Source organism: Streptomyces wedmorensis, from assembly GCF_000716445.1.
Taxonomy (GTDB): Bacteria; Actinomycetota; Actinomycetes; order Streptomycetales; family Streptomycetaceae; genus Streptomyces; species Streptomyces wedmorensis.
On sequence record NZ_JNWK01000101.1, the window covers coordinates 1 to 14,180 of the forward strand.

The following is a 14,180-nucleotide window of genomic DNA, read 5'->3' on the forward strand; positions in this document are numbered from 1 at the left end:
CCGGGTCCTTGGACACGAGGCGGTCGGCACTGTGGTGGAGACCGGGGGCGACGTCCGCACGGTGCGGCCGGGGGACCGGGTCCTGGTCTCCTGCATCACCTCCAGCGCCACGTGAGGTCCCTCGACCTGCTCGGCGAACTGCCCGAGGCCCGCCGTGCGGAACTGGCGGATCGACTGTCGCTGGACGACGGCCGGCTCGCAGCCTGGGAGGACGTCTCCCGCCGTCTCTACGTGGGTGGGTGCCGGCTCGGCAGAAGGGCGCCGACGCGTGGCGCTGCTGCGAGGAGGCCCTGCTCGTCCCTGGTCGTCCCTGGCGGACGGCGGGTGACCGTCGCACCCGGACAGGAGCGCCGGCTCCGTCCGTGAGGGGCGGCTCAGTCGAAGGTGAGCACCTCGGAGACGGGCCGACGCGGCGTGGCCCGCCCCTGGGGGCCGTAGCCCAGGCGGATCACCATGTGGATGAAGCCCGTCGTCGAAGCCGGATCCCGCACGACGGAGCGGAGTTCGGACCACTCAAGGGGCTGGGACATGAGAGAGGTCGACAGACCGTCAAGGGTGGCCCGGAGCAGGACCCGGTGCAGCGCCTGGCCGGCCGTCAGCCACTGCTGCGGAGTGTCCTCGACCGTGCCGAGGAGAGCTATCTGCGGCCGCTCCTCAAAGCGGGCCGAAGCACGGTCCGGGACGTGCCGGGGTGAGTCGAAGTCCCGGACCGGAGAGGTGACGTCGTACTGCCGAGGGCCGAAGGCGTACGACGGGATGCCCTCGGTCTCGGAGCCCTCGTCGGACGCACCCGTGCGCATCCATGCAGCGATCTCCGCGCGAACCGCCGCGTCAGCGGCCTCGAACCTTTCGGAGTCGTGGACGATCTCGAGGACGGCGTCGGTGTGCCAGTCGCCCGGCAGGACCAGCTGGCAGCCCTCCTGGAGGGCTGCGGCCCGCAGACCGTCGATCACCTCGGAGGGGATCCGCTCCTCGGTGAAGGGGAAACGGCTGGTGTGCCGGCGCGGCAGCGCGGGGTGGAGCGCGACGAGACCGCGGTCGACGTCGTCCGCAGCGAGGAGTTCCACGTCGGCGAAGTGCCAGTGGTCCTCGGGATGGGGCAGCAGCCGGACCGCGGCGTGCCGGCCTCTGTACGCGGCGCCCACCCGCAGTCCGAACAGGGCGGCACCGCAGCCGAGGTGGAGGGCACGGTGGTCCGGGTCCTCGTGCGGCATGCCGCGCAGCGGATCACCGTGCAGCTCGATGACGCCCGCGCCCGTCCTGCACACGAACTTCCAGGGCTGTGCGTTGTGCATGGAGGGTGCTGTGACGGCGTCCTCGATCAGTGACGTCACGAGCGGGCGGGTCAGAGCGTTGGTGGACACGGTGCGTCCTGTCTGCGGTGGGTCACCGAGCGATGTCGTGCGGAGTCCGGGTGGAGGATGCGGGGCGGGTGTCGTCTTCCTGGAAGGACAGGCGGTCCACGACGGCGACGACGCCGTCGGCCCTCTCGGCCAGTCCGACGAGCATCACGGCGTGACTCCGCCGCCGAACGCGGCCCCCCAGCGTCACCACGCCGTCCAGGACGTGCACGTCCACCGCGTCCCCGGGCAGGCCCATGGCATCCGTGAGGACGTCCTCACGGATGCGGCGCCGTATCTCCGCGTCCGGGCGGAGGTAGACGCAGAGCAGATCGCGGCGGGTCACGATGCCGACCAGTCGTTCCTCCTCATCGACCACGGGAAGGCGCTCGACTCCACGGCGCACCATCAGCCGTGCCGCGTCCGCCACCGTCTCCTCGGCGTGGACCGTGACGGCCGGCGTGGTCATCAGGTCCCGCGCAGTCGACGCGTGGCGCGCCAGGAGGTCGCTCTCGGAGACGACACCGACCACACGGTCGTCCTCGTCCAGGACGGGAACCCCGGTGATGTCGTGCTCGGCGAGCATCTTCGCCACCTCCCTGAACGACGCCGCGGGGACGGCGGAGACGACGCCGTCGGTCATCAGACCGCCGACCTTCATGTGCTTCATCACCGCGCCTCCTGTTCGAGGGTTCTTCCCGTGTCACCACCCTCCAACGCCCGCTCGGGGGCGAGGAGGGCCGAACGGTCCACTCCTGGGCCCGAAGGGGCTCGTCGCGGCCGGTCCGCGCCTGCCCCGCCCGGGTAGGACCTTTGGTCCCGTCATTGGCCCCAGCGGCCCTCCGGCCACTCGGGACCGGCTGCCAGGGTGGAAGGAGCCCCTGGACCCGCGTGAGGAGGAGCAATGGAGGGAACCCCGGCCCGTCCCGGCCCCGGCAGGGTCGTCGGCGTCGACGGATCACCGTCCGCACGCACGGCGGTGGTGTGGGCGGCATCGGAGGCGGCCCTGCGGGGCAGCACCCTCTTCCTCGTCCATGCGGCTGACACGGGCACACGCGTCCCCTCTCTGCCCCAGGCGGAGATCGCCGGGAGTCGGCAGGCGGGAAGGGAACCGCTCGACCGGACCGTCGAGGCGGGCGTGGACCTCGCGGCGGTGCGGGACGAGGCCCACGTGCCCGGGTTCCCGGCGGCAGCCCTGGCCGCTCCGGCGAACCCCCCTGTCTTCTCCTGGCACATCTTCTCCTGGCACAGCGGTGACACGCTGTGCCACGCCGAACGCGGCCTGCTCTCCGAGACCACCGCCGGCTGGGCGGAGAAATACCCCGACGTCCGGCTCACGCACGAGGTGCTCGTCGGCTCGCCCGTCGAGACGCCCGCGGGCGCCGCCGAACACGTACCGGCCGTCGTCGGCCGCACGGGCGGGGGCGGGCACACCGGGATGCGCGTCGGCTCCGTCGTCCACGGGCTGCTCCACCGCGCCCGCTGCCCGGTGATCACCGTCCCTGTGAGGTGAGCGGGTCATGACCGCGTCGGCAGCGGACCGGGCCCTTGCCTCGGCGCGGGACACCACGGGGCTCACCGAGGCGGAGGCCGCCCGCCGACTGGCCGACACCGGCCCCAACGAGGTCACCGCGAGAAGGCCCGTACCGCTCCACAGCAGGGTCCTGGCCCAACTCACCGACCCGCTGATCATGGTGCTTCTCGGGGCCGTCGTACTGACCCTCGCGATCGGTGACCATCCCGACGCGATCGTCATCGGGCTGGTCGTCCTCGTGAACACGACGGTCGGGGTGGCACAGGAGATCCGGGCCGACAACGCCGTCGCCGCTCTCTCGGCCCTCACCGCCCCGCACGCGCGAGTGCGGCGCGACGGCGTGGTCCGCGACCTCCCGGCGGCGTCGATCGTCCTCGGTGACGTCCTCCTGGTCGGTGAGGGCGACATCGTCGCCGCCGACGCCGAACTCGCCGAGGCCTCCGCCGTACTGGTGGACGAGTCCATGCTCACGGGGGAGTCCGTGCCCGTCGACAAGGAGCCCGGTGCGACGCTGAGCGCGGGCACGGTCGTCGTCCGCGGCCGGGGCGTGGCCTTAGTCGCGGCGACCGGGGCGGCGAGCGCGCTCGGCCGTATCGCGGCTCTGCTCGACGAACGTCGCGAGCCGACCCCGCTGCAGCGCCGACTCGCCGCGCTCGGGCGCGTCCTCGCGGCCGTGACGCTCGCCCTGTGCGTCCTGGTCTTCGCCCTCGGCCTGGTGCGGGGGCTCCCGCTGGGCACGATGGCCGTCACCGCCATCAGCCTGGCCGTGGCGGCGGTCCCCGAATCCCTTCCCGCCGTCGTCACCCTGGCCCTCGCACTCGGAGCCAGACGCATGGCCGCCCGACACGCCCTGGTGCGGCGGCTGCCCGCGGTGGAGACGCTCGGCTCGGTGTCCGTCCTCGCCACCGACAAGACCGGCACCCTGACCGAGGGCCGCATGGTCGTCCAGCACGTCTGGACACCGCGAGTGGCCGCCGAGCTCTCGGGCGTGGGATACGAACCCGACGGCGAGGCCCTCGTCGCCGGGAGACCGGCGGAAGCAGACGAGCTCGAACCGCTGACGGAGCTGCTGACCGTGACCGCCCTGTGCAACGACGCCACACTGCGCCCGGCGGACGACCGGAGGCCCGACGACCGCTGGACGGCTCTGGGCGACCCCATGGAAGCCGCCCTGCTGGCGGCCGCGGCCAAGACGCGATGCCCGGGTCCGGCGGAACTGGCGGCGACCCGCCCCCGGATCGGTGAAGCGCCCTTCGACAGCCTCCGCAGACGCATGACGACGCTCCACAGGACCGGCGGAGACGGGGTGCTCGTCTGCATGAAGGGCGCACCCGAAGCCGTACTCGACCCGGCCGTCCTGCTCGATCCTCCGGACGCGCTCGCGGCGGCCCGGCGGGAGGCCGCACGCCTGGCTGCCCGGGGGTACCGCGTGCTCGCCGTGGCGTCGGGCGCGCGGAACGACATCCCGAGCCCGGTCACCACGGCGGAGTCGGGGCTCGCGCTCCTCGGCCTCGTCGCGCTCAGCGACCCGCCCAAGCCGCATGCCGCGGCGACTCTCGCCTCCTGCCGTGCGGCCGGCATCACTCCCGTCCTCATCACCGGGGACCACCCGGCGACGGCACGGGCGGTCGCGTCCCGCATCGGCCTCCTGGGCGACGACGACGAGACGGAGGGACGGGTCGTCACCGGCGCCGACGTCGCCGCAGGACGCGTCGCCGACCTCACCTCGGTGCGGGTCTTCGCCCGCACGGACCCGCAGCAGAAACTGGACATCGTGGAGGCATGGCGCGCCAGGGGAGCGGTGACCGCCATGACCGGCGACGGGGTCAACGACGGCCCCGCCCTGCGCCGGGCCGACATCGGCGTCGCCATGGGCGCACGCGGCACGGAGGTCGCCCGGCAGGCCGCCGACCTCGTCCTCACCGACGACGAGCCCTCGACGGTCGTGGCGGCCGTCGAGGAGGGAAGGCGTGTCTACGACAACATCCGCCGTTTCCTCGTCTATGGAATGGCCGGCGGCGCGGCAGAGATCCTCGTGATGCTCATCGGCCCGCTGCTGGGACTTCCGCTGCCACTCCGCGCCGGCCAGATCCTGTGGATCAACCTCCTGACCCACGGCCTCACGGGCGTCGCCATGGGCGCCGAACCCGCGTCCCCGGGAGCGATGCACCGCCCGCCGCGCCCACCTGACCAGCACATTATCGGCGGTGGCGCCTGGCAGAGGCTGCTCCTACTCGCGGCCGTCGTGACGGCGGCCTCCCTCGGCGCAGGACTCGCCGCCCAGGCACTGGACCTGGCCTGGCAGAGCGTCCTCTTCCTCGCCCTGCTCTCCGCGCAGCTGGGCGTCGCCCTGGGGCTGCGTAGCCGCCTTCTGACCAAGGAGAACCCGTTCCTCCCCCTGTCCGTCCTAGCCTCTGCCCTTCTGGCAGCGGCAGCGCTGTACGTGCCCTTCCTGAACCCGATCCTGGAGACCGAGCCACTCGGCTGGGCGGGAGCCGGGATCGCTCTCGCGTGCGCGCCGGCCGGATTCGTCGCGGCCCGCGTCGTACGGACCGCCTTCCACCCGGGGGACCCGGCAGGAACGGGTGGTTCATCCGGACTACGGTGAGAGTGCGCGCTTCGGGTGCAGCCCGTGCGCTCGATGCAGCCGGAGGTTTCGATGGGTCGTGAGGGCCCGGAATCCGCGGAGAGCAGGATTCCGCGGCTGAGACTCGACGAGCTGCTCGACGAGCTCCGGGTGCGCATCGACGAGGCGCGGGGCACCCGGGACCGGCTCAGCGGGCTGCTGGAAGCCGTCATGGCCGTGGGCAGGGAACTCGACCTGCCACAGGTGCTCAGGGACATCGTGGAAGCGGCGGTCATCGTTGTGGACGCCGAGTACGGCGCTCTGGGTGTCATCGGCGACGACAGCAGGCTCTCCGCATTCGTCCCCATCGGCATCGGAGACGACCTGAGGGCGCAGATCGGAGACCTGCCCTCGGGTCACGGCCTGCTCGGCGAGCTGATCCGCAACCCCCAGCCGCTGCGACTGTCCGAGCTGTCCGAGCACTCCGCCTCGTACGGGTTCCCGCCGCACCACCCGCCGATGCACTCGTTCCTCGGTGTCCCCATTCGGGTCCGCGACGAGGTCTTCGGCAACCTCTACCTCACCGAGAAGCGCGGAGCGGCGGACTTCGACGCCGAGGACGAGGCCGTCGTGACGACCCTGGCCGTCGCAGCCGGCATCGCCATCGAGAACGCCCGCCTCTACGAGGAGGGTCGCGTGCGTCAGCGCTGGCTGGCCGCCAGCTCCGATTTCATCAGCGCCCTCCTGTCCGGTGCGGAGGAGACCGAGGTTCTCGGCGGGATGCTGGAACAGGCGGTGGACATCGCAGGCGCCGACATGGGGGTCTTCTACCTGGTCGGACCTGGCGGCGAGCTGCGGGGTTCGCTGGCCCGCGGCGAGGGATCCGAAGCGCACCGGGGAGTCGTCCTCCCGAACAGTGAAGGAACCCTGGTCGAGGCCGCCCTCGCGCAGGACGGCCTGGTCACGGTCGCCGACGTCGAGAACGAGCCGCGCATCACGGTGCAGTCCGAACGGTGGAAGGGGTTCGGACCAGCCGTGGCCGTCACGGTCGGCATCAAGGAGCGCCTCAGCGGGGTGCTGATCCTCGCGCGGCGCCACGGGCGGCCCCCGTTCACGGCCGCGGAGGTCACCGCGCTTCCCGGATTCGCGGGGCAGGCGGCTCTGGCGCTCGAACTGGCCGACCGCCGTCGTGACGCCGAACAGGTGAGTCTTCTGGAGGACCGCGACCGGATCGCTCGCGACCTCCACGACTTCGCGATCCAGCGCCTGTTCGCCACGGGGATGACGCTGCAGAGCGCCCGGCGCTTCGTCGAGCACCCTGAGGCCGTGGACCGACTGACCCGAGCCATCGACGACCTCGACGCCACCATCAAGATCATCCGATCGACCATCTTCGGCCTCCGGGAACACGACTCCCCCGGTGTCACACCGAAGCTGCGACACCGTGTCGTCAAAGCGGTCGACTCGGCCGCGTCGGAGCTCGGATTCGCCCCGGCGCTGCGTATGGAGGGCCTGATCGACACCGACGTACCACCGCAAGCGGCCGAGGAGGTGCTCGCCGTCCTCGGTGAGGCCCTCACCAACGTGGCACGGCACGCCCGGGCCCGCAGTGCGGAGGTGTCCGTCGTCGCCGACGACGGCGTACTCGTGGTGACGGTGGGCGACGACGGTGTCGGCATACCGCACGGCGGCAGCCGCAGTGGACTGCGGAACCTGGCCGAACGGGCCGAGCTGCTGGGCGGCACCCTGTCGGTCCACGCGCGGGCGGAGCCGGGCAGCGGCACGGTCCTCGAGTGGCGGATCCCGCTGCCGGCCGAGCGGGAGTAGGAGCCTCTACGTCTCCTCGGCGTCGTGCTCGTGGACCTGCGCGGCGATGACGGCGGCCTGTACGCGGCGTTCCACGCCGAGCTTGCCGAGCAGCCGCGAGATGTGGTTCTTGACGGTCTTCTCCGACAGATAGAGCCGCTTGGCGATCTGCCGGTTGGTGAGTCCCTCGCCGATGAGGTCGAGCACCGACCGCTCCCTGTCGGACAGCACCGCGAGCCGCTCGTCCTCCGGTGGCTTCACACCCTCGGGGTCGCGCAGCGAGTGCATCAGCCGGGCGGTGGTGGCAGGGTCGAGCATCGACTGCCCGGCGGCCACGGTCCGCACGGCCGACACGAGGTCGGACCCCTTGATCTGCTTCAGGACGTACCCCGAAGCCCCCGCCATGATCGCGTCGAGAAGAGCGTCCTCGTCGTCGAACGACGTCAGCATCAGGCACGCCAGATCCGGCATCCGAGACCGCAGCTCCCGGCACACCGAGATGCCGTCCCCGTCCGGCAGCCGCACGTCGAGGACCGCCACGTCCGGCCGAAGGGCGGGGCCCCTGGCCAGCGCCTGCTCCGCCGTGGCCGCCTCGCCGACCACCTCCATGTCGGGCTCGTCGTCGATCAGGTCGCGAAGGCCCCGGCGGACGACCTCGTGATCATCGACGAGGAAGACCCGCGTGGGTTCGGTGGCTGCCGGCAGATCGGACATGCGGACCCCTGCGGTCGATGGGTTCGTATCCGCCCCCACAAGGATTGTCCGTCATACAGCGTCTTCGTGGGCACCGAGATCCATCCGTACGTCGACGACACCCTCCACCGCCCGCACGGCGCGGGCGAGCAGCGGAACCAGCGACCGGTCGGCGAGCGCACCGTGAAGGGTGGCCACACCCTCCAGTACGGACACGTCAAGCCCTGCCGGGGCGGCCGACTCGCCCAGGACGGAACGGCGGATCTCCTCCTCGATCTCGCCGTCCGTACGGAGGAACACCTTGAGCAGATCGCTCCGGCTGACGACCCCCTCCAGCATCCCGATGTCGTTCACCACCGGCAGCCGCTTCACCCTCCGGGTGGCCATGATCCGTGCCGCCTCGGCGAGCGTGGCGTCCGCGTGAACGGTCACGGCCGGGCTCGACATGAGCTCACCGGCCCGCAGGGCTCCGGCCTTGGCCGCCTCGCCGAATTCGCCCGGGCGAGGCCCGTCGAGCCGAAACTCCTCCTTCGGCAGCAGATCCGCCTCCGACACGACTCCGACGACACGGCCCTCTCCCTCCAGGACAGGAAGGGCACTCACCTTCCACTGGTCCAAGAGCGCGACGATTTCCTTGTAGGGCGCGTCACGGCCGATCGCGATGGCGGTGTGGGTCATGACGTCGCTGACGGTGTAGCGCGAGGCAGGCATGACGTTCTCCGGGAGGTGGACGAGGGTCTACAGGCCGCTGCCGTGCGGGGCGTACAGATCGAGCAGTCGTACCCGGGCGGCGACGAGGCGACGAGCGAGCGTCTGCCCGACGAGATACCCGAGGGCGGAGCCAAGGCCCGGATCGGCGTCCATCATCATGCGCACGGCCACCGCGTCGAACTCGTACGCCCGCACACGTGTCATGGCCTCCGCTCCGGAGTGCCGGCGATACGGGGCGAACAGCCATGACCATCCGAGCAGCTCGCCCGCGTTCACGGTGTCGATCACCGCCGGCTGTCTGCCGGGCACCGGGACGTCCAAGGTGACCGTGCCCGTCCGAAGGATCCAGAAGCGCTGGGCGGGATCGCCCTCCTCGAACAGCCGGGTGCTTTCAGGGAGGTCCACCGGGCGGGCGCATGCCATCAGGCGGTCATGTTGGTCGGCGGACAGGGCCGTCGTGAGCCGAGGTGAAGGATCAGACCTCATCGGGGACCTCCTCGTCGGTGTCCGCACCCAGTCTCTGCTCCACATCACGGGGAGAGGGAGGGCCGGATGGTCCCCTTTCCTCTTGGCCGCCTACGTCACGGCTGACCGCGGAGGGCGGCCCGGGGGTTCCTCGAGGACGCTCCAGGAGACCGGGCCCAACAGGTCGGCCAGCCGCTGGAACACGTGGCTCGCTCCACGCTGTTCCAGATGGCCTCGCGGATCGCCTCGGCCCGCTCGGCGGGAGCCTGTACGAGGGTCGCCTGCCCCGTCAGGGGCAGGCGCTGGCAGGGTCGTCGTGGACGAGAGCGCAGATCATCTGGGCGCCGCGCCGGTGATCGGGGTACGTCTTGAGCAATTCGGCCTTGAAATCGTTCCACTGGCGCGTGATCTCGGCGGTGGCTCCGGCCGTGGCGTGCCGGAAGTTGTCGTCCGTCTGGGAGCGGGCTGATGCGGCGGTGTCCTTGTTCAGCGCGCGGTTGTGGGAGACGCGGCCGTCGCAGTCGGCGGGTTTGACACCCGTCGAATCGACATCGGTGTAGCAGCCCGTGGTGAGGTCGACGGGAATGAGGGAGCGCGCGTCCCGGGTCCAGTCGGCGTCCTTCATGGTGCTGTAGCGGCCCATGGCGAGGAACGGCGCGACCTCGGTGCGCTCCAGTCCGGGTGGGTTTTCGAGCCCGACCCGACCAGGGGCGGCCCGGTCCGTCCAGTTGGAGTGCGAGTAGAAGTCCTCGATCTGGTGCCAGCCGCGGCCGAGCTGTTCGAGGACGTCGCACTTGGCCCGTTGGGGTTTCTCGTCCCATGTGCAGTGCGAGGACAGGTCGCTCTGGTCGGCGCGCACCTTGCCGTGGGCGTCGACGAGGCCGTCGGCGGCCTCGACCGCGTTGCGGAAGCGGGTTACGGAGGTACGGATGCACGCGAGGAGCTCGGTGGTCGCCTCGTCCCGAGTGCGGGGGTAGGCGGGGGCGTAGCGGGGCTCGAGGTAGTCGGCGTTGTCGCAGTGCAGGGGGCCGACATCGAAGTATGGAGGGTGGTCGTTGGCGTTGATCGCCCCGTCGTGGCTGTCGGCCATCTCGGTCAGCGTCATGGGCTGCCAGGGCAGCGCGGCCCTGGTGATGTCCTCGTGGTTGCCGCCGGTGAAGGCATGGGCGGGGCCGGTCGGCACGGTGGCCAGAACGCCCGTCAGGAGGGCCGCGAGAGTTGTGCAGGCCGTTCGGGGCAGGTTGGGCGGCAGACGGTGGGACATACGGGCTCCAGGCGTACTGAGGGCGTGGGCCGGCAGGGGAGCGTAGTCGAAGTGGCCCAGGCCGCAGAGTGGGGCAGCGCTGTCCCCGAGGTCCTTCGTGGATGCGGGGCGAACGCGGTGGCGGCGTCGGTCCAGGCGCCGGTGGGTGCCGAAGCTCTCCTGGTCGGCGCCTGCAAGAGGGCCACTTGATCGGGATCCCGGTCATGGTCGGGTGCGCTGGGCACGCAGGCGGTCGAACGGTTCCCCGGGAGCGGGAGTGCAGCCATGCCTCCATGCTGCGCGTCCGCCCTCAGCCCCGCATTCGTTGTCCGAGGACCCTTCACCGGCCCTCATGCGGACCGCCCCAAGAGGTGGCACAGGCGATCTCCGTGCCGGTTGGCACGGCCGTGGGCGCCGGGACACCACCCGCGATCATCTCCGTGAGAACGCGAAACGCGTAGGCGGAGCGAGCCGGTCATCGGTTCGCACCAGAGGGTGGTTGGCCTGGTCAACAGAGACACCAGGCTCGGTCTCGGCCTACGCGCTCTCGAGGCAGTGCCCGAATTCTCCTGTCGCCAAGGAGTCACCAAGGCAGGACGGGCCGTGAGCGGCCGACCCTGGTGGCCGGTAGGCGGCCCGGGCACCAGCGAGCACCGCCCCTCCACGCGCATGCGACGCGGATCCTCCTTCCGCCCTCGTCACTGGCTGCGGTCGACCGTTCCGCCCATTTCGCCGGCGGGGTGCGAACCGCTCGTGCGACGACAACCGCCCCTCGATCCCGTACTCAGGGACGCAGCTTGTGGGTGGGTCGCTCAAGCAGGGGGCGCGGCGCTCTGGGCGCGGCGGCTGTCGTCGTCCGAGAGGAACGGCGCCGGCGCCCTCCTGTGCTCGGCGACGGTGGCGCGGTCGGTGGGGAGGGGTGGTGTAGCGGGTGAGGATCACGGTGACGACCGCGGGAGCGGGATCCAGGGCTGACGCCGCCACCACCCGGTGCCACGATGGAGGGGCAGAGGCTTTGCTGCCGGGCGCTTCAGGGAGGCAACCATGAGCCGCGAGTATCACTTTCATTGCGACCACGCCGGCTGCTCGGTCACCGTGGGCCTGCGGATGGGTGGGACGCGGGAGCTGGAGCTCCTCGTGGACGGGAAACAGGTCGCCGCCGCCCGCGCCCATGGTCACCACGCCCAGACGACGGTGCTGACCACGGTCCTGCCCACCGACCCGCCTCGCGGCATCGATGTCGAGGTGACGCTCCCGGGCATGCTCGGCGGCGATCCGGCCAGCACGCTGCTCGCCGGTGGCGAGCGCAGGCCCATGCCCGCCCGGGAGGTGCCCCGGCGGGCGCGGGCGACGGAGGCCGACTGGTACTCCTGACCGTGTCGGAGCACCCGACACTGCGTGTGAGTCAAGGCTCCGCCGCCGGAGACGTCTGTGGCGGGGCCGCCCGGGAGCGGACTGCCGCGCCTGTTCGGCTCGGCCGGGGTGGGCTCGCCGCAGGCACCTCCGCAAGCCGGGGTCCGGGCAGGGGGCCAAGCCCCTGTCCGGCTGGACTGATCGGTGCCAGGAAGGCACGCTCAGTGTGCGCTGCGGATTGTGTCGATCCCCGGGAAGTCTTGCGAATCGCGCGGGCCCATGGTGTACCTGACGGTAGATCACCGCGCCGGCGCTCCTTCGTGAGCGGGAGCCTGTGCCCCGCCGGTCGGTGGCGGGCTGAGTCGCTTCGACACGACATAGGCGACGACTACGGTGACGATGACGAGCGGCATGACGGTGAGGCCCTGCGATCCCAGCAGCAGGGTGGCCAACAGGACCGAGGTCAGCGGGAGCCCGAGCATGGTGACCGACATGGCTCCGATCCCCATCGCGAACGCGGGGGTGAGCCCCAGCCCAGGAAGGTGTGACAGCGCGATGCCGCCCGCCGCCCCCAGGAACATCGCCGGGAAGATCGGACCTCCCCTGAACGCGCTCAGTGAGACGCAGTACGCCAGTCCCTTGCACGCGACGAGCAGGGTCAACGTACCGACGGAGTATTCCGCGCTGTTCGCGATCAGCGGGCCGAGGGCGGTCTGCCCCGAGTACAGCACCTCGGTCGCGGCTTTCCCCGTGCCTTCGGCGTAGGCGATGGCGAGCCCTGCGACCACCAGCCCCATCAGGACGGTGGCGGGTACCCTGCGCCGCTCGACACGGGGCTGCGCCAGGAGGGCGAGCCGCCGGATGCCGGTACCGACGAGGGCCGCCACCAGTCCGATGACGAGTGCCCAGCCGAACTCGGCGACATCGGGCGTGTCGGCGTGCGGGACCTCCGGAAGCGCCAGGGAGTACGTGCCGAGACCGGTCCAGTTGTCCAGGCCGGTGAAGACGAGCGAGCCGATGCCGGCGGCGAGCAGGCCCGGCACCAGGACGACCCCGAGCATCGGCCCGCCGATTCCCGACGCCTCCATGAGGAGGAACGCCCCGGTGATGGGTGACCCGAGCAGGGTGCTGACCGCGGCGAAGCTTCCGGCCGCGCCGACCACGGCCCCGCCCCGCTCCGGCAGGTCCGGCTTGACCAGGCGTACGAGCCAGACGGCCGCGCCGCTGCCGAGGGCGATGAGCGGTGCCTCGGGGCCGATGACGGCACCGAGGGCCAACGAGGCCACGGCGGCGAGGAAGATGCCGGGAAGTTCGAGCGGCTTCGGCGCGCCGGCCATCGACAGCCCCTCCGCGGGCTTGTGACCGCCGATTCCGGGCAGGTAGCGGATGGTCGCTCCGACCAGCAGGCCTGCGACACCCAGCAGCGGCAGGGGCCACCAGGGAGGGGTTGCCTGGAAGCCCAGCGCCTTGGGCAGGTCGGTGTAGGTCCACGGCTGGAGTTCGTTGACCAGGGCGAGGAAGCCGTACGCGGCTGCCGAGATCGGCACTCCGAGCGCCGCCGCCATGACCAGAAGCCCGACGTAACCGCGGGTCCTGACCAGGGCGAAGGGATCCGGCGGCGGCTTGCCCGGTGCTCCGACGGGGCTGTCGGCCGACACGCGCATCAGCTCCTTGGCTCGACATTCGTCGGGATCGCGGCGATTCACCGGCGTCTTCCTGACGTGGTATCACGTGGCGGGCGCCGCACCGAGCGGGCTCACCGCCTTTGTGCGGCGGTGGAGTGACGATCGTTCAGGCGGACCGAGGTCCTCGTCGGGCGGCTCACCCGAACGGTGGAGAACACCGTGACCGTGAAGTACACGGCCCCCGTATGGGGCAGGGAATCGTAGAAGGAGCCGGACGGACTCCTCGCGATGAGGAAGTAAGCCGATCACGGGGTGCAGAGCGGGGGCGAAGGCACGGGCGAGTTGCTTCACGTACGCCTTGGACAGGTCCGTGCGGCCCTGCCGGGCCTGCCGTGGTCGACATGGCCGCATTGCGGCCGGCCCTTGCCGGCACCGAGGGGCGGCGGGTCCGGTCCAGCGGGGAGGTCCCGGGGGCGCTGTTGTCGTCTATGGCGACGGCGTGGTCGAAAGAACCCTCGAACGACTCGCCCCGTAAGCCGGTGCCACTGACCCGGGGACGGTGGGGCCGGCACGACGTCGGCCACCCGGCCGCGACGTCCGTACGACGTCCGTGCTCATCCGCCCTCTCGTCTTCGGTCCCGTCACCCGGCAGGACGCCGGGGCCTTGCGGACTCCGGGGGCCCGGGGAGTGGTGACCCGCATCCGGGGCGCGTCGTTCTTATCGTGGGGCATCAGTAAACGACGTTCGGCGCCGAGGCGGGCAGTGCATGAGGAATCCGCAGATCGACTACGGGGCGGTCTTCCGTGCCCTGCCCGGCATGGTGGCTCTGCTGACTCCTGACCT

The 14,180-nt window shown here is 71.4% G+C and carries 11 protein-coding genes and 1 pseudogene; 5 read left to right on the forward strand and 7 right to left on the reverse strand.

What is annotated here, in order from left to right; translation table 11 throughout:
- Window positions 1–103: pseudogene (locus OO54_RS44600) on the forward strand (alcohol dehydrogenase catalytic domain-containing protein); the annotation flags it as partial.
- 271 nt (window positions 104–374) lie between these two features.
- On the opposite strand, the gene OO54_RS39635 reads toward OO54_RS44600, so the two are convergent.
- Together OO54_RS39635 and OO54_RS39640 are read right to left on the reverse strand one after the other, a co-directional pair.
- Window positions 375–1,364, reverse strand: coding sequence for an Acg family FMN-binding oxidoreductase (locus OO54_RS39635; protein WP_033212287.1), 990 nt, complete (start codon window positions 1,362–1,364; stop codon window positions 375–377).
- 22 nt (window positions 1,365–1,386) lie between these two features.
- Entirely contained in the window at window positions 1,387–2,010 is a 624-nt protein-coding gene (locus tag OO54_RS39640; RefSeq protein ID WP_033212289.1) for a CBS domain-containing protein, read from the reverse strand.
- Between the two features lie 234 nt (window positions 2,011–2,244).
- Here OO54_RS39640 and OO54_RS44605 point away from each other — a divergent pair, with 234 nt between their 5' ends.
- The 3 genes from OO54_RS44605 to OO54_RS39655 are packed head-to-tail and all read left to right on the forward strand — an operon-like array spanning window position 2,245 to window position 7,267.
- Window positions 2,245–2,853 carry a universal stress protein gene (locus OO54_RS44605; RefSeq protein WP_078905602.1) on the forward strand — a complete coding sequence of 203 codons (609 nt, stop codon included), beginning with the start codon at window positions 2,245–2,247 and terminating at the stop codon, window positions 2,851–2,853.
- 7 nt (window positions 2,854–2,860) lie between these two features.
- Window positions 2,861–5,482: a cation-translocating P-type ATPase gene (locus tag OO54_RS39650; protein ID WP_051787840.1), complete on the forward strand. Its 2,622-nt coding sequence runs from the start codon at window positions 2,861–2,863 to the stop codon at window positions 5,480–5,482.
- 51 nt (window positions 5,483–5,533) lie between these two features.
- Window positions 5,534–7,267 carry a sensor histidine kinase gene (locus tag OO54_RS39655; RefSeq protein ID WP_033212291.1) on the forward strand — a complete coding sequence of 578 codons (1,734 nt, stop codon included), beginning with the start codon at window positions 5,534–5,536 and terminating at the stop codon, window positions 7,265–7,267.
- A 6-nt stretch (window positions 7,268–7,273) separates the two neighbouring features.
- Here the strand turns inward: OO54_RS39655 and OO54_RS39660 are convergent, their stop codons facing one another.
- The 4 genes from OO54_RS39660 to OO54_RS39675 all read right to left on the reverse strand — a co-directional run bounded on the left by OO54_RS39660 (window position 7,274) and on the right by OO54_RS39675 (window position 10,379).
- Complete coding sequence (locus tag OO54_RS39660; protein ID WP_033212293.1) at window positions 7,274–7,960, reverse strand: response regulator; 687 nt, start codon at window positions 7,958–7,960, stop codon at window positions 7,274–7,276.
- Between the two features lie 51 nt (window positions 7,961–8,011).
- The gene (locus OO54_RS39665) at window positions 8,012–8,650 is read right to left on the reverse strand and encodes a CBS domain-containing protein (RefSeq protein ID WP_033212295.1); all 639 of its coding nucleotides are present in this window, start codon (window positions 8,648–8,650) and stop codon (window positions 8,012–8,014) included.
- A gap of 27 nt (window positions 8,651–8,677) precedes the next feature.
- Window positions 8,678–9,136 carry a Crp/Fnr family transcriptional regulator gene (locus OO54_RS39670; protein WP_033212297.1) on the reverse strand — a complete coding sequence of 153 codons (459 nt, stop codon included), beginning with the start codon at window positions 9,134–9,136 and terminating at the stop codon, window positions 8,678–8,680.
- A gap of 268 nt (window positions 9,137–9,404) precedes the next feature.
- The gene (locus OO54_RS39675) at window positions 9,405–10,379 is read right to left on the reverse strand and encodes a hypothetical protein (protein ID WP_051787842.1); all 975 of its coding nucleotides are present in this window, start codon (window positions 10,377–10,379) and stop codon (window positions 9,405–9,407) included.
- A gap of 1,023 nt (window positions 10,380–11,402) precedes the next feature.
- Between OO54_RS39675 and OO54_RS42830 the strand changes: the two genes are divergently transcribed.
- Window positions 11,403–11,732 (forward strand): hypothetical protein, encoded by a 330-nt coding sequence (locus OO54_RS42830; protein WP_051787844.1) that lies wholly within the window; start codon window positions 11,403–11,405, stop codon window positions 11,730–11,732.
- A 278-nt stretch (window positions 11,733–12,010) separates the two neighbouring features.
- Here the strand turns inward: OO54_RS42830 and OO54_RS39685 are convergent, their stop codons facing one another.
- Window positions 12,011–13,375 carry a chloride channel protein gene (locus OO54_RS39685; protein ID WP_033212299.1) on the reverse strand — a complete coding sequence of 455 codons (1,365 nt, stop codon included), beginning with the start codon at window positions 13,373–13,375 and terminating at the stop codon, window positions 12,011–12,013.
- Window positions 13,376–14,180: the final 805 nt, after the last annotated feature.